Annotated in this window: 18 protein-coding genes and 1 pseudogene; 17 read left to right on the top strand and 2 right to left on the bottom strand. The window is 60.7% G+C overall.

The window, feature by feature from the left end; all coding sequences use genetic code 11:
- Window positions 1–197: 197 nt before the first annotated feature.
- The 6 genes from CDV44_RS16075 (at window position 198) to CDV44_RS16095 (ending at window position 8,206) form a co-directional block, all read left to right on the top strand.
- Window positions 198–896: a hypothetical protein gene (locus CDV44_RS16075; RefSeq protein ID WP_141118751.1), complete on the top strand. Its 699-nt coding sequence runs from the start codon at window positions 198–200 to the stop codon at window positions 894–896.
- Window positions 897–958: 62 nt separating this feature from the next.
- Window positions 959–2,830, top strand: coding sequence for a hypothetical protein (locus CDV44_RS27830; protein ID WP_141118752.1), 1,872 nt, complete (start codon window positions 959–961; stop codon window positions 2,828–2,830).
- Window positions 2,831–2,846: 16 nt separating this feature from the next.
- Window positions 2,847–3,857 (top strand): ATP-binding protein, encoded by a 1,011-nt coding sequence (locus tag CDV44_RS16080; protein WP_170936012.1) that lies wholly within the window; start codon window positions 2,847–2,849, stop codon window positions 3,855–3,857.
- A 1,151-nt stretch (window positions 3,858–5,008) separates the two neighbouring features.
- Window positions 5,009–6,544, top strand: a complete 1,536-nt coding sequence (locus CDV44_RS16085) for a hypothetical protein (protein WP_141118753.1) — start codon at window positions 5,009–5,011, stop codon at window positions 6,542–6,544.
- Window positions 6,545–6,698: 154 nt separating this feature from the next.
- On the top strand, window positions 6,699–6,974 hold the full coding sequence (locus tag CDV44_RS28750; protein ID WP_371328776.1) for an HAD hydrolase-like protein: 276 nt from the start codon (window positions 6,699–6,701) through the stop codon (window positions 6,972–6,974).
- A 374-nt stretch (window positions 6,975–7,348) separates the two neighbouring features.
- A complete protein-coding gene (locus tag CDV44_RS16095; RefSeq protein WP_087688933.1) occupies window positions 7,349–8,206 on the top strand; it encodes an SAM-dependent methyltransferase in 858 nt (285 codons plus the stop codon).
- Window positions 8,207–8,314: 108 nt separating this feature from the next.
- Here the strand turns inward: CDV44_RS16095 and maiA are convergent, their stop codons facing one another.
- Entirely contained in the window at window positions 8,315–8,968 is a 654-nt protein-coding gene (maiA, locus tag CDV44_RS16100) for a maleylacetoacetate isomerase (protein ID WP_087688934.1), read from the bottom strand.
- Between the two features lie 182 nt (window positions 8,969–9,150).
- On the opposite strand from maiA, the gene CDV44_RS16105 reads away from it, so the two are divergent.
- The 6 genes from CDV44_RS16105 to arsH are packed head-to-tail and all read left to right on the top strand — an operon-like array spanning window position 9,151 to window position 13,867.
- Window positions 9,151–9,588, top strand: coding sequence for a MarR family winged helix-turn-helix transcriptional regulator (locus CDV44_RS16105; RefSeq protein ID WP_249277586.1), 438 nt, complete (start codon window positions 9,151–9,153; stop codon window positions 9,586–9,588).
- A gap of 30 nt (window positions 9,589–9,618) precedes the next feature.
- Window positions 9,619–11,217 carry a DHA2 family efflux MFS transporter permease subunit gene (locus CDV44_RS16110; RefSeq protein WP_087688935.1) on the top strand — a complete coding sequence of 533 codons (1,599 nt, stop codon included), beginning with the start codon at window positions 9,619–9,621 and terminating at the stop codon, window positions 11,215–11,217.
- 45 nt (window positions 11,218–11,262) lie between these two features.
- Window positions 11,263–11,598, top strand: coding sequence for a helix-turn-helix transcriptional regulator (locus tag CDV44_RS16115; RefSeq protein WP_087688936.1), 336 nt, complete (start codon window positions 11,263–11,265; stop codon window positions 11,596–11,598).
- Window positions 11,595–12,668 (top strand): ACR3 family arsenite efflux transporter, encoded by a 1,074-nt coding sequence (gene arsB, locus CDV44_RS16120; protein WP_087688937.1) that lies wholly within the window; start codon window positions 11,595–11,597, stop codon window positions 12,666–12,668. Before CDV44_RS16115 ends, arsB begins: the two co-directional genes overlap by 4 nt.
- A gap of 48 nt (window positions 12,669–12,716) precedes the next feature.
- The gene (gene arsC, locus CDV44_RS16125) at window positions 12,717–13,139 is read left to right on the top strand and encodes an arsenate reductase (glutaredoxin) (RefSeq protein WP_087688938.1); all 423 of its coding nucleotides are present in this window, start codon (window positions 12,717–12,719) and stop codon (window positions 13,137–13,139) included.
- On the top strand, window positions 13,136–13,867 hold the full coding sequence (gene arsH / locus CDV44_RS16130) for an arsenical resistance protein ArsH (RefSeq protein WP_087688939.1): 732 nt from the start codon (window positions 13,136–13,138) through the stop codon (window positions 13,865–13,867). The genes arsC and arsH overlap by 4 nt, the downstream gene beginning before the upstream one ends.
- Window positions 13,868–13,948: 81 nt before the next feature.
- Here arsH and CDV44_RS16135 read toward each other — a convergent pair whose 3' ends face one another.
- Entirely contained in the window at window positions 13,949–14,785 is an 837-nt protein-coding gene (locus CDV44_RS16135; protein WP_140413487.1) for a hypothetical protein, read from the bottom strand.
- 346 nt (window positions 14,786–15,131) lie between these two features.
- Between CDV44_RS16135 and atzF the strand changes: the two genes are divergently transcribed.
- The 5 genes and pseudogenes from atzF to CDV44_RS16160 all read left to right on the top strand — a co-directional run bounded on the left by atzF (window position 15,132) and on the right by CDV44_RS16160 (window position 23,230).
- Window positions 15,132–16,955 carry an allophanate hydrolase gene (gene atzF / locus CDV44_RS16140; protein WP_087688941.1) on the top strand — a complete coding sequence of 608 codons (1,824 nt, stop codon included), beginning with the start codon at window positions 15,132–15,134 and terminating at the stop codon, window positions 16,953–16,955.
- Between the two features lie 14 nt (window positions 16,956–16,969).
- Window positions 16,970–20,581 (top strand): annotated as a pseudogene (uca, locus tag CDV44_RS16145) (urea carboxylase).
- Between the two features lie 37 nt (window positions 20,582–20,618).
- Entirely contained in the window at window positions 20,619–21,341 is a 723-nt protein-coding gene (locus CDV44_RS16150; RefSeq protein WP_087688942.1) for a GntR family transcriptional regulator, read from the top strand.
- Between the two features lie 90 nt (window positions 21,342–21,431).
- A complete protein-coding gene (locus tag CDV44_RS16155) occupies window positions 21,432–21,809 on the top strand; it encodes a hypothetical protein (protein ID WP_087688943.1) in 378 nt (125 codons plus the stop codon).
- 98 nt (window positions 21,810–21,907) lie between these two features.
- On the top strand, window positions 21,908–23,230 hold the full coding sequence (locus CDV44_RS16160) for a TolC family protein (RefSeq protein ID WP_087688944.1): 1,323 nt from the start codon (window positions 21,908–21,910) through the stop codon (window positions 23,228–23,230).
- Window positions 23,231–23,238: the final 8 nt, after the last annotated feature.

The following is a 23,238-nucleotide window of genomic DNA, read 5'->3' on the forward strand; positions in this document are numbered from 1 at the left end:
TCTGCCGTTGGCGCGACAGAACCCGCTGATTACCACTAGCACACCCCCTTGACCGGTGGGGCACTCGCTTTGAACATAGGTCGCGTAAGCAGCCATGTCAAGGCTGGACTGGTGCGTCTCGCTTTCTTCACTTAGGAAGCGCTGTGGTACTGCCTTCATGAGGCGTGCGTCTTTCCACTGAGCGTGGGAGACTCGCCATGACCAGCATTTCCTCACGTCCCGCATCCAACGCACGCCCAGGGACTCGCATGCGCGCGGCACTAGCCGACGCGTACGACAAGCGTGGGCATCGTAAAGCCAACCTCTTCTACGCCTACAGTCCAAAATCGGATCGCGACTGGGTCCTCAGTGGAAAACTGGAATTGGCCCACTTTGTAGTCGCTGAGTCGACACCGGACATCGTTGCAGTGAACTACGCGCCAGCACCACGTCAATTGCCGGCTGACGTGCACAGTTCATCATTCATCTGGTGCGCGGAAGTGCTCCGACGCGATGGGACCTGGGAGTGGCGTTGCCTGGGGGATGTTACCGACCCGGCAAAGGAGCAAGCCTGCGTACGACTTGCCCAAGCATGTGAGGCCGAGCACTGTCGCCTGAGTGAGCACGACTTGCATGCCAACAGCGCACATCTTCAGAACTGGTTACGCATTATTCACTGGCTTGCGCTATACCGCGGTATTCCGTTGACGCACGAATCGATGGCCGTAGGGGCACTCCTCGACGCAGGGCAGGGCACCTCGCTAATGGATATCGCACGGTTGGACCCGATAGGCAAAGGTGACGCCTATATTGCCGCGGCGTTTCGACTCGTTCAGACCGGATGCATCACGATCGCATTGGCCAACAAACCGCTTTCGCTGCGCACCGAAATTTTGCGAGCGGGAGAGTCGTCGTGAGCCGGCCACTAACCGCTCGGACCCTCCCATGGGAGTGGCGCAACGTCGAAGACTGGCGACGTGTGGACGCAAGTCAACTCGCTGAGCCTGTGCGAGATCGCTTCGAGCGCTTGTCAGCCGGCATCGCGTTGTATGTGGAAACCGGTCACCTTACTCGTTCGGCAAAAATTGCTCAAGTGTCTCGCAGCGTATTGATAAGGCAACTCAATCGATGCGTAACGCTCGCAGATGACGGGCGTCTGTATGGCTGGGCGGGGTTACTTCACGGGATGCGCACATGCGACTATCGACGAAAAAAATCGCCACCGAATCACAATGACAATGACAGGAACGGGCACGCCGGCGCATTCACACAGTTTCTCACTGAGCATCCTGAGATTCAGGACAAGCTCGATGCGCTCATTCTTGGGCGTCGTATTTCTGGGGAAGTCGCCGAAGCTAGGGTATCTGCAAAAACAGCTTGGTCAAGGCTCTGCGGCTGGTGTTTCGACGCTGGCGTCGACCAGCAGAGCTACCCGCTGAACACGAAAAGCCAAGGACGCAGATCCGTGGCACGTTACATCGATCAGCTTGTCCAGCGCTCGCCGCACGGTGCAGTTGACACCCGATTCGGAGAGAATGCCGCTTACAAACTGCGCTTTGGTACCGCCCGCAGCTCACCGATTAGTGCATTGGCCCCCTTCGATATCGCACAGTGTGATGCACACAAAATTGATTGTATCGGCACGCTGGAGATTACCGGCCCGGTAGGACCTCAGTTTGTGCCCATTGAACGACTATGGCTCATCGCGTATCTGGACAGCTACTCACGATGCGTGTTGGGCTACTCAGTGGGCATTACCACGCAGCCGTCGGCCCAAACGATAGAAGCGGCATTTGTGGCGGCTAACGTCCCATGGCAGCCGATGGAAGCATCCATATTGGGCATAAAGTATGCCCAAGGTGCTGGATTTCCCTCGGGCCTCATCCCTGAGTTGGCCCAATGCAGCCCCTGTGTGCTTAATCTAGACAATGCTATGCAGCACTACAGCCACGTTATCGCTGAGCATCTGCGTCGTCGGCTCGGCTGCATCATTGCGTATGGGGGACTGGCCGATTGGGGACACAACGCACTGCTTGAGCGCTGGTTCAAAACGTTGGAAACGCGAGGCTTCCAACGACTCCCGTCAACCACCGGATCTCATCCGGGCGACACGCGTGCACGTACCCCAGTGCGTACCGCGAGCCGGCTGGGGATTACTTACCAGCAACTGCTCTATCTCGCGGATGTACTGTGCGCCAACTACAACGCGACCCCACATCGGTCGCTTGGAGGTCAGTCGCCTTTAGAAGTACTTCGTGCCTTCGCTCAACGCGAACTCGATGCCCCCTTGCTGCCGGCCTTGCCTGCGCCTTCGTGGAACTCACCTGCACTGGGGGTGGAAATCGTCATGCCTGTCGTACGCGGCTCAATACGGCAGGGCCGTCGACCCTATGTCGAATTTGGTGGCGCACGCTACAGCAACGAAAATCTGCAGAGCGCGTGGCATTTAATCGGCAAAAGGATTGTAGTGCATGTGCCGCGCGATGCACGCACCTGCGACGCGTATTTTAGCAATGGCTTTGCTCTTGGTGAATTGACGATACTGCACTCAGGGTGGGGGAGATATGCACACACGCTGGAGATGCGAAGGAAAATCCAAGCCAGTGATGACGTCAAAGTACTCGATGACGATCCCATCCAAGGATTTTCGCGCACGCTGGCCACTCGTGTCGAAAAACGCTCTCGCAAGCGACCCAACAAGATTTCTCATGATGCAACCTTTCTTGCCGACCTGGAGCGCGAGAGCGGCGTCACCGTTGCCACTACGACCGCCCCGAAACGATCTACCCAAGAACCGCACATTCGTCCCTTGACCCATCGACTCAAACCAGTCGTTTGGAAGGGCCGCTAGGGAAGGGGTGATGGTTATGACATCCTTGCCCGCTAACCGGCTACTGACGCTGCCTGAGCTTCTGCAACTGCGCGACGAAAAGCTGCACACTCACCCACTGATCAAGGACCAGGTGATCGCGCCAACGCCCGCGATTAAAGAAGCTTTCGATATCGTCGAAGACGCATTGCTTCATTACGAATCGGGAGTTTGCTTCGTCGCTGAGTCTCGCTTTGGCAAGACGTTCGCCATCAACCTGATAGATGCCACAGTCACGCAACATTTCGCGAACATTCCACGATTGCGTGTGAACGCGAAGGAGCACGACCACCCCACTGAGCGCTCGTTATTCACTGATCTCCTGCTTGATCTCGGCCATGGTAGTCCCAACACAGGCACCGCCATAGCACGCCGCATCCGGGTATTTTCACTGATGCTCGCTGCCGCACAGACAAGCTCGAGCGATCGAATTCTGCTATTCGTCGACGAAGCGCAGAACTGGAAAACGGCAGATCTCACGCACATGCGCGACTTGTCCAACGACCTGACGCGCCATGGTATCTCCCTCGTTGTGGTGCTGTTCGGTCACCACCAGCTCAACACGCTTCGAGCCGACCTGCGCACCGCTAGACGAACCGACTTAATTGGTAGATTCCTGCTCTCGCCCTACGCGTTTCATGGAATCCGTTCGGAACAGGATTTGCTTGCAACGCTGCAGTGCTATGACGATCCCGATATCTTTGAATTTCCGTCTCGCAGCAGGGTATGCATATCCTCGTTCTTCCTACCACGCGCCTACGATTCAGGTTGGCGGATCCACCGTGAAGCACGGGCATGCTGGGATGCTTTTAGGAGTTTCGGCATTCACCACACTGGTCCGGACGCAGAGATCGGCATGAAATGGGTTGGGGGAGCTATTCGTGACTTTCTGTGCACCCATATGGACGAGGATTGCAGCGGTTTCGAATCGTCACGAGACGCCTGGCTACACGCGGTGCAACGCAGTGGCTTCGAGGCGACACTCTCGCAAGATACGCTGGGACTATGAGAGCGTTGATCACATCAACCGGTAGTAAGACCGCTCAGTGCCCACTGCGTGACGGGTTGGCCTGGTCGCCAGCGTGGTTCGTGGTCGGCGAAAGCGCTTATGCGTGCTTAGGGAAGCTTGCGATTGCCAATGCCATGGGCGCCGCGGAATTGTGCACCGACGTATTCGGCAGACCACTAGCCCCCAACGACTATTCCCGGAGGCATCCACGTGACCTGCTGTGGGGAGAGTGGATGACGCAACGCAAATCTGAAGGTGCCTTGATCCAACAAATCCGCGAAGGGGTACTACAGCCGGAACCTGGCCGCTGGGCGAGTTGGCTGGCCAGCGACGAGGCACTCAGATTTTGTCCAACCTGCCTAAGCCTTGGGTTTCATCACGCGGCTTGCCAAATTGAAGGACTCCAAAAGTGCCCGATCCACGGGGACCCGCTATGCTCAAAGTGTGCTCACTGTGGCGCTCCCACACCTCGGTATGCACTGACACGTGCGACATTTGATGCGCCGTTCCGCTGCCCCTCATGCTGGAATTGGTATGGCGCTCCCTGGAAACCAACGTCGAAGGAAAACCCACTTTCCGACATCGTTTCCGGTAGTACATACGAATCGTTAGCGACGTGGCTAACCGGACTCTCTGCGCTGAGCCTCACCTGGCCCAATCAGTCAACTTGGTCCTGTTCATCCTCCGACGTTGAGCGAGAGCGCCGGAAGTCGACGTTTCACGCGCTATGCCTAGTAAGTGAAACACAGGTGTCCGCAGCCATTCTGGCCCCATCACACCAGATATGCATTCTCGGTACGTTGCTAACATCACAGCCGTTGAACTTTGAGCGGAGCCTGATCCGCCACCAATGTCAGATGTCGCTGTATCGTGCGTTGCGCCGATGGCTGTGGCGTACGCTAGGGTTCGGTGCCGACTCGTCGAAACGAAGCTACGTCACCCGCTGGCTGGAAGAACACGAAGACGGTGCGATGCTCATCCCCCCTGGTGATGAGCCCCCTGAAATCAGTGCTTTTATGCTCTGGCGCCAACGATTTGAAGACACACTAGGCGCACTCCCTTCTGACTCACCGACGGTCTTACGCAGTCGAATGGCTACTTGGCCTGTCGACGTTATCGCTAGCTTGGACACTTGGGTCAGGTTTTGCGCCATGAGTTTTCTGGCAGATTACGCCGTGTGCGTGCAATGGCAAAAGCGACTAACGACACTGGATTCAACAGGGCCGGGCAACCCCCGTTGGATGGAGCTGGTCAATGAGTTTCGCCCAAAACTCAATTCGTCGAATCCGCCATGGCCATGTCACTTGAGCTATGCCTATCAATCGGCGACGCCCAGCACTGCCCCGCAGCAGATCTGGATCTTCGTTTGCGCAGGGGAGGGCTATAACGAGTGGATTCACCAGGCATCACGGATTCTTGCCGCGATTCCAAGCGTAGCTGCACGTTTGTCCAAGCGGCATAAGAGTGCCAACTACGAGGCCGCCTCGCGGCAGATCAACGAGGGCAACGGCAATACTACCGCCACAACTAGGCTGAATCGCCCGCAGCACCTAACGGATATGCACCCGGGTCCAGAACTCGATGGTCATGATGGCGTGTTTCGCGCGCCGGAAGGTCCGTCGATACCGTTGCAAAACGATCTACAAGCGATCAACGCGTGGCTAGACACCTTTCGAGATCAACCTGCAGCGGCAATCAGTTACCGGCTCGCGCTCGAAAAAATCGTGAATTGGGCGTACGTGCAGCGAGGCAAGGCGATGAGCTCGCTCGACAGAGCTGATTTCGATGCGTTTGAGTCATTCCTACTGAATCCTAGTCCACGGACCTTATGGATTATGGGCAGCGGCTCCGGCGGAGAGTGGGCGCCATTTCGTGGCCCCCTCGCACCGGCAAGTATTCGCTTGACGATGATCGCGATTCGCCTGCTCTATGAGTGGTTAAGCAACATACGTTACGCAACGAACCGCTTCGAGATCCGTCCGTATCGAATAGGACCGTTGGCCGACGCGAATCCGATGACTGCTGGCACGAATCGCAAAATTCACAGCGAGCCCATAAGCAGCTCGGCAATGAGCTATCTCTGGCGTGCAATTGAAAACGACGACACGCGTGAAGGGGTGCGCCGCCAGCTAGTGATTTCACTGTGCTACTACGGTACGCTCAGCCTTCCTGAAGTTCAGGCATTGTCGGGCGAGGACATTGCTCGAAATCAAACCGTCCTTAAAGCTCAGCACAGAAAGCCTGGATGTCAAATCGTGTACGTGGTGCCGCCGTTAAGCGAGCTGCTGAGGCAATGGATCGATCTGACGGGAGTTAAAACTGCATCGGATGACTTGTGGACGACTGCCGATCCCACGCGTGAATCCACCTCAGAGCCTCTTCTCGGTATGGGGCTCGCCGGAATTCAACAGATTGCACGACATGTGTTTCGCGACGCAGCGTCACTTGCCACCATCGCTTCCGACGCTCACACAGCAGAACTACTATTGAATGCGGGGGCCCGACGACTAGCGAACACATTTTTGCAGCAGGTGGAAGATGCCGGGGGAGACAACTGGAGGCTCTTTGGGAGGGCCTACAACATTCCATCGTCGACCCTTGCATATCTGGGCCCTCGGGGCAAACTTTCGCCTGAAAATCTGTCTGCGAATCTAGACAGAATTTCGCACCTGTGGCGCCAGCGTTAGGGTGATCCGAACGAGTGAGAGGGGATAGCACGTAACCCCGACATGCGGAGGAGGGCGGACGCCCTGAACTCGAAATACAACGTATGCAGGAGGTATCAAGATCGGACTTCTGCCCAGTCTGGCCAGCCCATATGCCGAGCCGGCGCTCGACTGTTTGCCCATCCGACCAACGCCCCGTATCTGGTCGTTTGAGTCTGGACTGCTCAAACCAAATGCCCGCATGTGTACACTGGCATGTGAAGAACTTGCGGTCGACGTCCAGCATACTTTGATGGTCGGCGATTCGCGTGCATGTGATTACGAGGTCGCGACCTCTGTGGGTATTCCGGCTGCTCTCGTTGACCGTTCGGGCACACGGCATTTCGGGATCGATTGCATCAGCTCGCTAAAGCAGTTACTGCCAACCATCCACGCCACGGGAAAGCTATAAGTGCCCGTCAAACCGCCATGGACACAATTTCACTACGATTCTGCGAATGATCATTTCTGCGACAGAATTCCGCTGCAAATCTGCAAACTCAATGAAGTTGCACATTTATGTCCGAAAAAGCGGGGTTCATTACCCTAAATTGCGTCCGCCGACTGCTGTTTGCTTCAGTCTCACAGGTGCCTCCGGGAAGATTTCTGAACGGAATCTTCCTCAAAAATACGATTTAACATAATGTACATTATGCGAATATTGAGTGTGTGCTTGAACGGTAGAATCTGAGCCCGTTCGGTTAGATCACACAGGCCCGCGCCCTAATTTCGGTAAACTGTCGGTTTCCAGGACGCCTCACGTCCCGCAGCTTACTTAGTCCGCACATGTCGAATACCCACGAAATCCGCCCCGGTCAGTCTATCGAGCTGCTCAAGGAACTCCATATCCTGACGCGTGACGGCAAGATGAATCAGGACAGCCGGCGCAAGCTCAAGCAGGTCTACCACCTGTTCCAGTTCATCGAACCACTGCTGCAAGAAGTCAAAACCGAAAAAGGCCGCGTGACGCTGGCCGACCACGGTGCGGGCAAGTCGTACCTCGGCTTCATCCTCTACGATCTGTTCTTCAAAGCGCTCGCCGACGACTCGCACATCTACGGCATCGAGACCCGCGAGGAACTCGTCACGACCTCGCAAGCCCTGGCCGCACGGCTGGGCTTCTCGGGAATGTCGTTCCTCAACCTGTCAGTCGCCGATTCGATCACGTCACCCGCGCTGCCGTCGACCATCGACGTCGTTACCGCGCTGCACGCCTGCAATACCGCCACCGACGACGCCATCCGTTTCGCGCTGGCCAAGCAGGCTCGCCACATCGTGCTCGTGCCGTGCTGTCAGGCCGAAGTCGCTGGCGTGCTGCGCAAGCATAAAGGCAAGCAACTGGCGGGCAACGCACTGACCGAAATCTGGCGCCACCCGCTGCATACGCGCGAGTTCGGCAGCCAGATAACCAATGTGCTGCGCTGCCTGCAACTGGAAGCCCATGGCTACCACGTCACGGTGACCGAATTGGTCGGCTGGGAACACTCGATGAAAAACGAGCTGATCATCGCCCAGTACAAGAACCTGCCACGCCGCCGTCCCGCCGAACGCCTCGAAGAAGTGCTGGCATCGCTCGGTCTGGAAGAACTGCGCGAGCGCTTCTCCACCGCACCGGCAACGGCACCGGTGGTGCAGCCGGCGTAACCGGCATAGCCGCAATCCCCCCGAGATAGCCAAAGTCATCAGCAACGGCCGCCGCGCAAAGGCGCGATGGCCGATCGCGGGCGGCGTACCCTCAGGTACGCCCCGCTTTCAACTCCCCCGACGCCGGTAGCCCGGTTGCTCGAACGGATGTGCCAGCACAAATGCCGATAACTTGAAGCACTGCTTCCCTAATGCGGCGACCTTCGGAAACGCGATGAGGTCCATGTCGTACACATGGGCCAGCGCGATCTGGCCGGCGATCCCAATATCGGCAAGGGTTGGCGCGGCGCCCAGTGCAAATGGTTCAGCGGGACGTTGACTCAATAGCCGCTCGTACGTTGCCAGCCCTTCCCTAACCCAGTGCCGGCACCACGCCTCAATGGCCGCGCCGTCAGCGCCAAACGCCTGCCCGAGATGCTTGCGAACACGTGGCACGGTCAACGGATGCGAGTCCGCAATCGACACGGATGCCAGTGCCCGCGCATAGGCCCGTTCCTTCAAATCTTCCGGCAGCAATCGCGGCTCGGGGTACGCCTCGTCGAGGTACTCCATGATCGCCAGCGACTGAAACACACGATGGCCGTCGTGGACCAACGTGGGCACCACGTGCTCCGCGTTGACCGCCGCGTACTCGGCGTCAAACTGACGCCCCGACAAAATGTCGACTTCAATTTCTTCGAATGGCAGGTTCTTGAGCGCAAGCGCCACCCGAACGCGGAACGCCGCATTCGATCGCCAAAAACCGTAGAGCTGGATTGTCATCGGATCAGTCCTCTTTTACTTTTTAAACGGTTGCAATTGCAATCGATAAGATCATGCCACTCTACAATTGCAGTTGCAACTCACCAGATTCGAGAGGATCGACACATCGATTAAGGGACGCTTGACATTACCTGACTTATCAAATACTGTTCAGGCAATTAAAATCCGAGTCCGGATCTGGCGTGAATCACTACGACCGCAACAACTTCCAACTGACGCAGAGCGTTGGCTTCTACCTGAGCAAAGCCCGCAACCTGTTGGCGGCAGAAATGGATCAGGCACTGAAGCCGCTCGACCTCACCGGGCCGCAGATGGGCATCTTGCGCACGCTCGGGGTCGGCGAGATCACCACCCCGCTTGAAATGAGCAAGATGCTCGGGATGGATTCCGGCTCGACCACGCGGATGCTCGACAAGCTCGAAGCCAAAGGTCTGATCTCCCGCCATCGCAGTACCGATGACCGCCGCGTCGTCAAACTGGCACTGACCCCTGCCGGCAAACAGGTCGACGAACAGATTCCCGACATTGCACCGCACGTCCTGAATCACCGGCTGAAGGACTTCTCCGCCGAAGAGTTCAAGCAGTTTCTCAACTTGCTCAAAAAATTCGTGGGCGACTGATCCACGCGTTTTTTTCGGAATTTATCTGACATGTCAGACATTGATAAGACAATAAGCTCCCCTTCAGCTCCTGCGCCAGCACCGCGCAAGCCTGTCGAACTGCCACCCCTCAAAGGCGGCAAACTGGCCCTCGCCAGTTTCGCTGTGGCGCTGGCAACGTTCATGAATGTGCTGGATTCTTCGATCGCCAACGTGGCCATTCCAACCATCTCGGGAAATCTCGGGGTCTCAGTCGACGAAGGCACCTGGGTCATCACACTGTTCGCAGCGGCCAACGCCGTGTCGATTCCGCTGACCGGCTGGCTGACGCAGCGCGTCGGGCAAGTGCGGCTATTCGTGATCTCGATTCTGCTTTTCGTCTTGTCGTCGTGGCTGTGCGGCATTGCGCCGAACCTGCCGACCTTGCTTGCCGCGCGCGTGCTGCAAGGGGCCGTCGCCGGTCCGATGACACCGCTCTCGCAAGCGATCCTGCTTGGCTCTTATCCCAAGCAGAAAAGCTCGACGGCGCTAGCTCTTTGGGCCATGACCGCTACCGTCGGCCCCATTGCCGGCCCAGCCCTCGGCGGGTGGATGACCGACAACTATTCATGGTCCTGGATCTTCTATATCAACATCCCTGTCGGCCTGTTTGCCGCTGCCGCGACGTGGATCATATACCGCGATCGCGAGTCCGAGCGCCGCAAGCTGCCGATTGACGTGGTCGGCCTGTCGTTGCTGGTGATGTGGGTCGCCGCGTTGCAGATCATGCTCGACAAGGGCAAGGATCTCGACTGGTTCCACTCGACGACCGTCGTGGTGCTGGGACTGGTCGCCGTGATCGGCTTCGCCTTCTTCATCATCTGGGAATTTACCGACGCCCATCCAATTGTCGATTTGCGGCTGTTCAAAGGCCGCAACTTCCTCGCTGGCACGGTGGCGATTTCCGTGGCGTACGGCATCTTTTTCGCGAATCTCGTCGTGTTGCCGCAATGGATGCAGCAATACCTCGGCTATCCCGCCCTGCAAGCGGGTCTCGCCACCGCGCCGCTCGGGATCTTCGCCGTCCTGCTCACACCCATGCTCGGACGCATCATCCCGAAAACCGACCTGCGCATACTCGCCACGCTGGCCTTCGTGGGATTTGCCGGTGTGTTCTTCATGCGTGCGCAATTCACTACGGGCATCGACATGCACTCGCTGGTGCTTCCCACGTTATTGCAGGGCATTCCGACCGCACTCTTCTTCGTCCCGTTGACCGCGATTTTGCTGTCCGGATTGCCCCCGGAGAAGATCCCTGCAGCGGCGGGTCTGTCGAACTTTGTCCGCACATTCTGCGGGGCGATGAGCACCTCGCTGACGGCCACTGCATGGAGCGACCGCACCATCCTCCACCATGCGCGCCTCACCGAGCAGATCGTGGTCGGCAGTCCATCGGTTCAGTCCACCATCAACACTTTGCAGACCGTGAACGGGTTCTCGTACGCGCAGGCGCTGGCGTCCATCGAGAACAGCCTGAATCTTCAGGCGGTCATGCTGGGACTGGACGATATTTTCTGGATCTCCGGCGTGATCTTCGTGCTGATCATTCCGCTGATCTGGTTCACGAAACCCGACAAGAACGCTGCAAGTGGCCCGGTGGCGGCTCACTGAGGTGCCGTTGTTGATATATTTCCATGTTTCGACTATATTCGAAACATGGAAACGAATAACGCCCTCGAAGCGCTGGCTGCGCTTGCTCACTCCGTCCGTCTAACGGTGTTCCGGCTGCTGGTGCAGGCCGGACCTGACGGTTTGCCCGCTGGCCGTATCGCCGAATTGATGGACATGCCAGCGTCGTCGCTGTCGTTCCATCTCAAGGAACTGCACCGCGCCGAGCTGCTCGCGAGCCGCCAAGACGGCCGCTCCATCATCTACATGGCGCGCTTCGAGACCATGAACGGCCTGCTCGGCTATCTCACGGAAAATTGCTGCGGCGGCGTCCCGTGCTTGCCCGATTCGGCGTGCACCGTCCCGATGAAGCCGAAATCATGAGCACCACGCCAACACCCGCATCGCCAGCCTCGGCAGCCGCGTCCAATGCCATCGGTTTCTTCGAGCGCTATCTGACGGCTTGGGTCGCGCTGTGTATCGTCGCCGGCATTCTACTGGGGCAATGGCTGCCGGGCCTGTTCCGTACGGTCGGGGCCATGGAAGTCGCACAGGTGAATCTGCCCGTGGGCGTGCTCATCTGGGTGATGATCATCCCGATGCTGATCAAGATCGACTTCAGCGCGATGGGGCAAGTGACCGGCCATTGGCGGGGCATCGGCGTCACGCTGTTTGTGAACTGGTTCGTCAAACCGTTCTCGATGGCGTTTCTGGGCTGGATCTTCATACGCCATCTGTTTGCCGCGTGGCTGCCGTCCGATCAGATCGACAGTTACATCGCGGGTCTCATCTTGCTCGCCGCCGCGCCCTGCACCGCCATGGTCTTCGTGTGGGCGCAGCTTTGCAAAGGCGATCCGTACTTCACGCTGTCGCAGGTGGCGCTTAACGACGCGATCATGATCGTCGCCTTCGCCCCGGTGGTGGCGCTGCTCCTCGGGCTGTCGTCGATCACCGTCCCGTGGGACACCTTGATGACCTCGGTCGGCCTCTACATCGTCATCCCCGTGGTGATCGCTCAGATCCTGCGAAAGGCGCTGCTTGCCCGTGGAGAAGCGACGTATCAACGCGTCGTCAGTGCCTTGGGGCCGTACTCGATCACGGCACTGCTCGCCACACTCGTGCTGTTGTTTGGCTTTCAGGGCAACGCCATCGTCCGGCAGCCGCTGATCATCCTTCTGTTGGCGGTCCCGATTCTCGTGCAGGTGCTGCTCAATTCCGGGTTGGCGTACTGGCTCAACCGCAAGCTGGGCGTGGCGCACTGTGTCGCCGGTCCGTCCGCGTTGATCGGCGCGAGCAATTTCTTCGAACTGGCCGTTGCCACGGCGATCAGTCTCTTCGGTTTTCAGTCAGGGGCAGCACTCGCCACGGTCGTCGGCGTGTTGATCGAAGTGCCCGTCATGCTCCTCGTGGTCGCCGTCGTCAATCGCTCGCAACGCTGGTACGAAACGCAATAAGTCCGTGCAATAAGTCTACGCAGCAAGGCAAAGCACTAAGGAAACGTCATGTCCGTCACCATCTTTCACAATCCCGCGTGCGGCACGTCGCGCAACACGCTGGCGATGATTCGCAACGCGGGTATCGAACCCACGATCGTCGAGTACCTGAACACGCCGCCCGACCGGCATACCTTGCAAACCATGATTCGCGACGCGGGACTCACCGTGCGCGAAGCCATTCGGGAGAAAGGCACGCCCTACGACGAGTTGGGTCTTGCTGCCCCGTCGCTTAGCGATGATCAGTTGCTCGACGCCATGCTCGCGCATCCGGTCCTGATCAATCGTCCGTTCGTCGTGACGGACTTGGGCACGCGCCTCTGCCGTCCGTCCGAGCGCGTGCTCGATATCCTGCCGTCGCCGCAACAAGGCGCGTTCACCAAAGAAGACGGTGAAGCCGTCATCGACGCCCAAGGCAGGAGAATCGGATGAACCTCGATATGCCCAACGTGAACCACCCGGCGCTCGATGTGCCAGACCTTCGCAAGCTCGAACCCGCCGACGTCAGCACCCATGCGCCGCGCATTCTTTTGCTCTACGGGTCGCTGCGCGAGACGTCCTACAGTCGTTTGCTGGTACAGGAAGCCGAGCGCATCCTTCAGCACTTCGGGGCTGAGACCCGCATCTTCGATCCGCACGGGTTGCCGATGACGGACAGCGTGTCGGCCGATCATCCGAAGGTGGTCGAACTGCGCAAGCTCTCTGAGTGGTCGGAAGGTCAGGTGTGGTGCAGTCCGGAACGTCATGGCACCCTGAGCGCCGTCTTCAAGAATCAGATCGACTGGCTGCCGCTCGAAATGGGCGGTATTCGCCCGACGCAGGGCCGCACGCTTGCCGTGATGCAGGTCTGCGGCGGCTCGCAGTCGTTCAATTCGGTCAATGCGCTGCGCGTGCTCGGACGCTGGATGCGCATGGTGACGATTCCGAATCAGTCGTCGGTCGCGAAGGCGTATCAGGAGTTCGATGCGAATGGCCGCATGAAGCCGTCGCCCTATTACGACCGGGTGGTCGACGTCATGGAGGAACTGATCAAGTTCACATTGCTGGTACGTGACCGCTCCGACTACCTGACGGACCGGTACAGCGAGCGCAAGGAAGCAGCACCGGCCGTGGCAACGGCACTCGCCACGGCGGCCATGAGCCACGAGCAAGACAAATAAGCGCTGCGCCATCAAAGAGAAAGCCAACGTGGCCACCCACGTTGGCTTTCGTGCTTCATCCCGTCGTCATCGCCACGTCCACTATTTGCCGCAGACCTTCATATCGGCGGGCTTGCCTTGGCTCATGCAGCTTTTGGTCTCCGTACCGCCTTTGTAGTTGACTGAGAGACCGTCGGGCGTACCGTTGGCATCGGCATGATCGACGGCAATCAATGTCGTGCCGATGTAGAACGCCTTTTCAAGGCGCGGACCGCGCGCCGTCTTCACGGGCCGCTTCAGGAAGACTCTCGAACCGTCTCCTGTCACGAGAATCGTCGCGCTATTCATGAAATCGCCCACCGGCGCTTCGGCGCTACTGGCAACCGCCGTCGTCGGTATAGCGGTCCCGCCGCCGTCTTTCGACCCCTCGACCGATTTACGCAACTCCAGCCGATGCACCAGCTTGCCGTCTGCGATCTCCGCGACGATGCGCCCGGTCTGCTGAGAACTCCCGCGATAGCTCGGCCCCCACGACTCGCGCACCGCTTCGTAGACCAATTCGACTTGTCCGTCCAGCTTGCCGGCTTTGCAACTGGCCGACACCGGGCGAACGACCACGTTGGTGTAGCGATGACCGTAACCCGTCGGGCCGTCGCCTGCCGAGTAATCAGAGGTCCCCGTCAACGACGTCAGTTGGGCCGCAGGTACCTGACAAGGCCAATCGCCTGACTTGGCGGTGTCGACGTAGAAGAACACGTTCTGCGCATCCGCATAACGTTGGTACTGAGCGTCGGCTTCCCGCAACAATCGTGTTTGCGTTGCGTCCTTTACCGTCGGCAGTTGCAGCGGCTCGGCCTGCGCGCCGACGCTTGCCAACAGCAGGCCGGCGGCGAAAGCACCCAACACTTGTCTTGCCACATCGCGTTGTTGTACTGGCATCTCACACTCCCTGTGAATTGACATACACGACCTACGAGTTGCGGCCCTGCGTCCGGTTTGGTTTTCCGCCGTCTGCGCGCGATTCACCGAACCTGAGCACACATTACGGAACCGCAGTCACTCACGCAATACTCGCTTTCAAGGTAGTTGGTCTGGCTTTGGTGCACTACGGCTCGCTTGAGGTGCGCGCGCGTGCCCATGGTGCCCGCGCGCACCAACACGAACAAAAACTGCGCGGCCACAGCGCACCAACTTCGCCCGCAAAACCGCCAAAGCCTTTACCCGCAAGCCTTGGCACGCTTCTTGTTAATACAAATGCAAACTTGTACACAAGAAGGAGTACCAAATGCGTGGATGGACCATCGGCGAGTGGCTTGAGGCGTATCGCGGCGGGGCAACCCCGGAAGCCCTACTCACTACATTGCGTCAGACGCTGCGCTCGCCAGACCCCGCGTGGATCTCCGTGGTGTCGGAAAAGGCACTCGCAGACCAACTCTTGCGTCTTGCCGACCGGTTAGGCGCTGTGGATGGGGACATCAGCCTACTGCCGCTCTACGGCGTGCCGTTTGCCGCCAAGGACAACATTGACGCGTTCGGCTTCGACACCACGGCCGGCTGTCCAGCCTTTGCCTACACGCCGGATCGCGACGCGACGGTCATCGCACGACTGGTCGACGCCGGCGCCATCGTCATCGGCAAGACCAATCTCGATCAGTTCGCCACCGGACTCGTCGGCGTGCGCTCCCCCTACGGCATTCCCACCAACGCGTTCGATCCCGACTACATCAGCGGCGGCTCCAGTTCAGGCTCGGCCTCGGTGGTCGCACGCGGCCTGGTTCCGTTCTCGCTCGGCACCGACACGGCAGGCTCCGGGCGCGTGCCGGCAGGGCTGAACAACATCGTCGGCCTCAAGCCCACGCGCGGCGCGTTCAGCAATACCGGGGTGGTGCCCGCCTGCCGCACGCTCGACTGCGTGTCTGTTTTTGCGACGACGCTCAGCGATGCCACGCGGGTGTATGACGTCGCCGCTGCGCTCGATCCCGCCGATGGCCTGTCGCGTGAAGCGCCATCGTCCGCCTTGGTTTGGGGCGTGCCCGATGCCCCACGTTTTGCCATTCCCCAGCAGCCCGAATTCTTCGGCGACGCGTTGGCAGAACAAGCCTTCCGCGACGCAGTGGCCGCCATGCAGGCGCAAGGCGCGACCTGTGTGCCGATCGACTTCTCGCTGTTCGACGAGGTCGCGGCGTTGCTTTACGACGGCGCATGGGTCGCCGAGCGGTACGCAGCGGTGCGGGACTTCGCACAGTCCAACGAGGCCGACATTCATCCGGTCGTGCGCGACATCATCTTCAAGGCGACGCAGTTCTCCGCCGCCGATGCGTTCGACGGCGTGTATCGCCTTGCCGACCTCAAGCGGCGTGCCGACGCCCTCCTCGCGCAATTCGACGCCCTGCTCGTCCCCACAGCCCCCACGCACTACCGAATCGCCGAACTGCTCGACGACCCCGTGCGCCTGAACAGCAATCAGGGCAAGTACACCAACTTCGTCAATCTGCTGGACTGGAGCGCCATCTCCGTGCCCGCCAGTATTCGAAGCGACGGCCTGCCGTTCGGCATCACGCTGATCGCCGACGCCTGGCGCGAACGTGCGCTCGCCGCCTACGCTGCCAAGTGGCATCAACGCACCGAGCTGCCGCGCGGCGCGACCGGCCTGCCGCTGCCGAAGGACGTGTCGCTCCCTGCACGTGCCGAGGGTGCAGCAACCATTCGGGTGGCCGTCGTCGGCGCCCATCTGCGCGGCATGCCGCTCAATCACGAGCTGACGTCGCGCAACGCGCGCTTCGTCGAAGCCACGACGACCAGCGCGGACTACCGGCTTTACGCACTCGCCAACACGTCGCCACCCAAGCCCGGGCTGGCCCGTGCCGACAGCGGCGCGCCGATTCGCGTCGAGTTGTGGGATGTGCCCGCCGAAACCTTCGGCACGTTTGTCACAGGCATTCCGGCGCCGCTGGGCATCGGCACGCTGGAACTCGCCGACGGGCGACGCGTGAAGGGCTTCATCTGCGAGCCGTTTGCGCTCCGCGAGGCGAAAGACATTACCGAATTCGGCGGCTGGGCCGACTACCTGCAAGCGATGCGCAACATCGCCACCGCGACCGCGCACTGACCCCGGAGCCCGCCATGTTTCATACCGTTCTGGTCGCCAACCGTGGCGAGATCGCGTGTCGCATTGCCCGCACGCTGGCGCGCATGGGCATTAGCAGCGTGGCCGTCTATTCCGACGCCGACCGCAACAGCCTGCACGTTGGTGCCGCCGACATCGCCATCCCGCTCGGCGGCAACACGGCGGCAGAGAGTTATCTGCGCACCGACCTGATCCTTGCTGCGGCAAAGTCGAGCGGCGCGCAGGCCATCATTCCCGGTTACGGGTTCCTCTCGGAGAACGCCGAATTTGCCGCCGAGTGCGAAGCGCAAGGCATCGCGTTCGTCGGACCGACGCCCGCGCAAATGTCGCAGTTCGGTCTGAAGCACGCCGCCCGAGCGTTGGCAGAACAAGCGGGCGTGCCGCTGACGCCGGGCTCAGGCCTGCTCGAAGACATCGACGCGGCACACGCAGCGGCCGACGCCATCGGCTACCCGGTCATGCTCAAGAGCACCGCCGGAGGCGGCGGCATCGGGCTCACTCGCTGCGACGACGCAGCGGAACTGACGGCGGCCTTCGCCTCGGTGCAACGTCTGGGGAAATCGTTCTTTGCGAACGCGGGCGTTTTCGTGGAGCGCTTCGTCGACCGGGCCCGCCACGTGGAAGTGCAAATCTTCGGCGATGGCCAAGGGAACGTCATCACGCTAGGCGAGCGCGACTGCTCGTTGCAGCGGCGGAACCAGAAAGTCGTCGAAGAAACACCCGCGCCCAATCTGCCCGCCGAGATACGAGAACAATTGCTGGCCGCTGCCCGCCGACTCGGTCAATCGGTCGCTTACCGATCCGCTGGCACAGTGGAGTTCATTTACGACGCCGCGCAGGCGCAGTTCTACTTCCTCGAAGTCAACACGCGGCTTCAGGTGGAACACGCCATTACCGAGGCAGTCACCGGCATCGATCTGGTGGAATGGATGATCCGGACGGCGGCGGGTGAGCCGCCATCGCTGACGCAGGACATCACCGGGCGTGGCGCGTCCATCGAAGTGCGCGTCTACGCCGAGAATCCGCTGAAGCACTTCGCCCCGAGCCCCGGCGTATTGACGGAGGCCGTATTCCCGGCCGGCGTTCGCGTCGATACATGGGTGTCGACCGGCACGGAAGTCTCGGCACATTACGACCCGATGATCGCCAAGATCATCGCCTTTGGCGACGACCGCCCGGCCGCCATCGCCAACCTGCAACAGGCCTTGTCGCAGACACGCCTTGGCGGCATCGCGACGAACCTTGACTACCTTCGCGCCGTGGTCGCCTCCGAGACCTTCGGCACCGGCAATGTCTCGACGCGCGCGCTCGACACGTTTGCTTACGCGCCAAACGCCATCGAAGTCATCGAGCCGGGCACTTACACCACCGTTCAGGACTATCCGGGACGCGTCGGCTATTGGGACATCGGCGTGCCGCCGTCCGGCCCGATGGACGATTGGGCGTTTCGCGTGGGCAACACCATCGTGGGCAACGTGGCGCAGGCCGCTGGCATTGAGGCGACCGTCGTCGGCCCGACGCTGCGCTTCTGGCAAGACACCGTCATCGCGCTGACCGGCGCACCGACCGACGCCACGCTGGACGGCGAAACCGTCGCGTTCTGGGCCCCGATTACCGTCAAGTCTGGCCAGACGCTGCGCATGGGCAAGACACTCAGCGGCTGCCGCACCTATCTCGCCGTGCGCAATGGGCTCGACGTGCCGGTCTATCTGGGCAGTCGTGCCACGTTTGCGCTGGGGCAATTCGGTGGACACGGCGGGCGTACCTTGCGCCCCTCCGACATCCTGCCGATTGCCGACCCAACGGCTCCGGCGAGCGCCGGCCTCGCGCCCCGGCATGCACCGGTCGCGTTACCGCAAGCGTTGGTGCCGGCCTACGGCAAGACGTGGGACATCGGCGTGCTCTACGGCCCTCATGGCGCGCCGGACTTCTTTACACCCGCGTCGATTACTGCGTTCTTCGAAGCCGAATGGGAGGTGCACTACAACTCGAACCGGCTGGGCGTCCGGCTCAATGGCCCGTAACCCGAGTGGGCGCGTGCCGACGGCGGCGAAGCGGGCCTGCATCCGTCGAACATCCACGATTGCGAATACGCCGTCGGCAGCATCAACTTCACGGGCGATATGCCGGTGATCCTCACCCGTGACGGCCCCAGTCTCGGCGGCTTCGTTTGCCCCGTCACCATCGCAAAAGCCGAGTTGTGGAAGGTAGGCCAAGTCAAGCCGGGCGACAAAATCCGCTTCCGTCCGATGTCGTTTGACGATGCACTTGCCCTCGAACGCGCCCAAGATGCGCTGCTCGACCACGGCTTCGACACGGACGGCATTGCGACCGCTTTGACCCCAAGCTTCACCTCACCCGGCACGTCGCCGATCCTGCATGAGACGGCCGCCCATGGCGAGCGCCCCAAGACCGTGGTCCGGCAAGCCGGTGACAAGCACGTGCTCGTGGAATTCGGCGAGAACGTGCTCGACCTCAACCTGCGCTTTCGTATTCACGCGCTCATGACCTCGCTGCGCGAGCAGGCGCATGACGGCATTCTCGAGCTGTCGCCCGGCGTACGCTCGCTGCAAATTCGCTACGACAGCCGGGTGATCGATCAACGGGCACTCGTAGGTATCGTCGCGGCGACTGATGACGGCTTGAGCGACATCCGGACGATGCGCGTACCCAGCCGCGTCGTGTACCTGCCGATGGCCTATGAAGACTCCGCCACGCTCGACGCTGTTGCCCGCTACCGTCAGTCGGTGCGCGATACCGCACCGTGGCTGCCGAGCAATACCGAGTTCATCCGCCGCATCAATGGGCTCGCGACGCCAGACGACGTGCGTAACACCGTGTTCGAAGCCAGCTACATGGTGCTGGGGCTGGGTGACGTCTATCTCGGCGCCCCATGTGCCGTGCCGGTCGACCCGCGCCATCGCCTGATGACGTCCAAATACAACCCGGCGCGCACTTACACCGCCGAGGGCACCGTGGGCATCGGCGGCGTGTACATGTGCATCTACGGGATGGATTCGCCGGGCGGCTATCAGCTCATTGGCCGCACGCTGCCGATCTGGAACAAGTTTCTCAAGAACGAGGTGTTCATCGACGGCAAGCCGTGGTTGCTGCGGTTCTTCGATCAGGTGCGCTTCTATCCGGTCACGGAAGCCGAACTCGACAAGCTTCGGCAGGACTTCCGCGAGGGCCGTCAAAGCGTGCGTATCGAAGACGAGACCTTCGATCTGGGCGAGTACAACGCGTTTCTCGAACGCATTTCCCCCGAGCTGGCAACCTTCAAGGCCGCGCAAAAGACCGCGTTCGATGCCGAGGTCCAGCGGTGGAACCATGAATCGGCGCACGCGCCCAAGGCCACTGAGCGCGGCGACCCGGCTGCCGAGATTCGTATCGACGGCTCGGTGGTCGCAGCCGATATCAGCGGCAGCGTGTGGAAGCTGGTCGCACAACCGGGCGAACGGGTGAGCGCGGGCGATCCGCTGCTGATTCTGGAGGCAATGAAAATGGAGTTCCATATTGCCGCACCCCGCGACGGCATCGTCGACACGTTCCACTGCCGGCCCGGCATGATGATTCACGCGGGCGATCCGCTCGTCTCGATTAGCTGACCCTTTCTTAGCTGCCCCTTCACTACCTGTCTTTGCCATGAACGAAAACAATGCCCTTCTGCCGGAGAAGCAAGGTCCGGCGAGCAGTGCCCACTCGATTGCGGCACAGGTCTATGCGTCGCTCAAAGCCGACATCTTCGACTTTCGCCTGCTGCCCGGCGACCGCTTCAGCGAAGGCGACGTCGCAACCCGCATGCAAATCAGCCGGACACCCGTGCGGCAGGCGCTGTTCTGGTTGCAGCGCGAAGGGTACGTCGATGTTCATTTCAAGAGCGGGTGGCAAGTCCGCGCGTTCGACTTCAAGTATTTCGAAGACCTGTACGAGATTCGCATCGTGATGGAGTCGGCCGCCATCGCCCGCATCATCGAAGGTGCGATGGTGCCGTCGCTGGCGGCCTTGCGCGCCATCTGGTGCGTCGCGCCGGAGCAGCGCGAGGCCGACCCGGCAACGGTGGCTTCGCTCGATGAGGCCTTTCACGCCGGACTGGTCACGGCGACGGGCAACATCGAGATGTCGCGCATGCATCAGGACGTCACCGAGCGCATCCGCATCATCCGCCGACTCGACTTCACGAAAGTGCCACGCATCGCCGCCACCTACGAGGAGCACGCGGCCATTCTCGACGCCATTCAGGACGGCAACGTCGCGCTGGCGCAATCACGGATCAAGGCGCACATCGCCGAGAGTCAGGCGGAGGTGAAGCGCATCACGCTGTACATGCTGCAATCGGCCCGGCAGCGCTATGCGGCCGACGAGTGAGCGATTCAACCCAACGATGAGTCATCCACAACAGGCCATGGGCACCAAAATCCCCGACAACGCAGATAACGGACTGCTATACTCCGCACGATGAAATTCCTGCGGATTTGCTGCCTCTTTCTGCTTTGCGCCGTGCTGCCCATCAGTGGGCTGGCGGCCAGCGGCTTGACCGGCGCTTGTCCGATGCAGATGTCACCGTCGGTGGACGATGGCGACATGGCCGCGATGGCAGCCATGGCAGCAGATATGCCCGGCTGCGATTCGATGAAAGCCCCCGACGGCGTCAAACTCAAAGCGCCGTTCTGCAAGGCCACCACCCAGTGCCAACTGGGCAGCCTGTATCACCCGGTCGACCTGCCGTCGGCCACCCGCCCCTTCGGCCCCATGACCGCCGTCACGTTCGCTTACGCCGACACCCTCAGCGTGCGCGCCCCCGACGGCCCGTGGCGCCCGCCCACATCGCTCTGACCCCAGCCAGTTGTTAATCAAGGTTCGTCGCGCAAGCGGCGAAGTTGCTCCATGCGGAGCGCGAATCCCTATGGGGTTCGTCGATTCGGGGTTCTACCATGCATCCGATTCCCGGTGCGTCCATTCGCTGGCGCACCCGAACGCACTCGTGCGTTCTCTTCATCACGCTCGCTCTCGTTGGCGCCAGTGCACCCCGTGCATTCGCACAAGAGACCAGCGCGTCACAATCCGTTCCCTTCACGCTTGAGGCCGCGCTTCAGTCGGCGGTGACACGCTCTGCCAGCATGCAGGCAGCGCAGGCGTCCGTCCGGTCCAGTGCCGAGGCCGCCGTGAAAGCCGGGCAACTGCCCGATCCGACGCTCAAAGCAGGCATCGACAACCTGCCCATCAACGGCGACCAGCGCTTTACCGTCGGGCAGGACTTCATGACGATGCGCCGTATCGGCATCGAACAGGAGTGGGTCTCGTCAGAGAAGCGGGAACTGCGCACCGCGCTGGGCAACCGCAGAGTCGACCGCGATCGCGCGGCGTATCTCATGCAAGTGGCCAATGTCCGGCAGCAGACCGCGACTGCGTGGCTCAATGCCGTCTATGCCAAACGGGCCCTCACGTTGCAACAGGCGCTGGTCATGCACATGACCCACGAACTGGGCGCGACGCGGGCGTCGTATCGCGGTGCCAAAGCCTCGGCCGCCGACGTGGCGCAAGCGCAGGCGATGCTCGGTCAGGCGCAGGATCAACGCCTCAAAGCGCAGCAAACGCTCCAGTCCACGCTCATCGCCTTGTCTCGCTGGACCACGGCCACGGTCGGCGACGTGGTCGGCGACCCGCCCGCCACCGACTCGGTGGTGCCGTCGTTACCGCCGGAGCAATTGGATCGGGTGCAACCCGCCCTGATTTCGGCCGAAGCCGACATCGCCGCCGCTGACGCCGATACCTCGGTTGCACGCAGCGACCGCACACCGAACTGGAGCTGGGAGGTCGCGTATCAGCAACGCGGCAGCCAGTACTCGAACATGGTGTCGGTCGGCGTGAGCATTCCACTGCCCATTCACCGTGGCAGCCGGCAAGACCGCGATGTGGCGGAAAAGGCCGAGTTAGGCACGCGTGCACGGCTGGTGTACGAGGACACGCAACGTCAAGTGCAAGCCGACATCCACAACCTCGCCACTCTCATCGAGAACGGCCACCAGCGTCTGACTAATCTGAACGGCACGCTGCTGCCTGCTGCCGATCAGCGCGTGCAGTTAGCCACCGCGGCCTATCAGGCGGGTAACGGCGCACTGACCGACATCTTCGCGGCCAAGCGGGCGCAGTTGGAAGCGCAGTTGCAGGCGCTGGACGTGCAGCGCGACACCTCGCTGGCGTGGGCACAACTCGAATATCAAGTGGTCCCGCCCAGCATGGCGGCGGACCAATGAGGGAGACG

The organism is Pandoraea sp. PE-S2R-1 (assembly GCF_002179865.1).
Classification (GTDB): Bacteria; Pseudomonadota; Gammaproteobacteria; order Burkholderiales; family Burkholderiaceae; genus Pandoraea.

Excerpts from the sequence above, each read along its gene's own strand:
- CDV44_RS16075 (WP_141118751.1), top strand. The coding sequence starts at position 198 with ATGACCAGCATTTCCTCACGTCCCGCATCCAACGCACGCCCAGGGACT.
- CDV44_RS16080 (WP_170936012.1), top strand. The coding sequence starts at position 2,847 with ATGACATCCTTGCCCGCTAACCGGCTACTGACGCTGCCTGAGCTTCTG.
- CDV44_RS16085 (WP_141118753.1), top strand. The coding sequence starts at position 5,009 with ATGAGTTTTCTGGCAGATTACGCCGTGTGCGTGCAATGGCAAAAGCGA.
- CDV44_RS16095 (WP_087688933.1), top strand. The coding sequence starts at position 7,349 with ATGTCGAATACCCACGAAATCCGCCCCGGTCAGTCTATCGAGCTGCTC.
- maiA (WP_087688934.1), bottom strand. The coding sequence starts at position 8,968 with ATGACAATCCAGCTCTACGGTTTTTGGCGATCGAATGCGGCGTTCCGC.
- CDV44_RS16110 (WP_087688935.1), top strand. The coding sequence starts at position 9,619 with ATGTCAGACATTGATAAGACAATAAGCTCCCCTTCAGCTCCTGCGCCA.
- CDV44_RS16115 (WP_087688936.1), top strand. The coding sequence starts at position 11,263 with ATGGAAACGAATAACGCCCTCGAAGCGCTGGCTGCGCTTGCTCACTCC.
- arsB (WP_087688937.1), top strand. The coding sequence starts at position 11,595 with ATGAGCACCACGCCAACACCCGCATCGCCAGCCTCGGCAGCCGCGTCC.
- arsC (WP_087688938.1), top strand. The coding sequence starts at position 12,717 with ATGTCCGTCACCATCTTTCACAATCCCGCGTGCGGCACGTCGCGCAAC.
- arsH (WP_087688939.1), top strand. The coding sequence starts at position 13,136 with ATGAACCTCGATATGCCCAACGTGAACCACCCGGCGCTCGATGTGCCA.
- CDV44_RS16135 (WP_140413487.1), bottom strand. The coding sequence starts at position 14,785 with ATGCCAGTACAACAACGCGATGTGGCAAGACAAGTGTTGGGTGCTTTC.
- atzF (WP_087688941.1), top strand. The coding sequence starts at position 15,132 with ATGCGTGGATGGACCATCGGCGAGTGGCTTGAGGCGTATCGCGGCGGG.
- CDV44_RS16150 (WP_087688942.1), top strand. The coding sequence starts at position 20,619 with ATGAACGAAAACAATGCCCTTCTGCCGGAGAAGCAAGGTCCGGCGAGC.
- CDV44_RS16155 (WP_087688943.1), top strand. The coding sequence starts at position 21,432 with ATGAAATTCCTGCGGATTTGCTGCCTCTTTCTGCTTTGCGCCGTGCTG.
- CDV44_RS16160 (WP_087688944.1), top strand. The coding sequence starts at position 21,908 with ATGCATCCGATTCCCGGTGCGTCCATTCGCTGGCGCACCCGAACGCAC.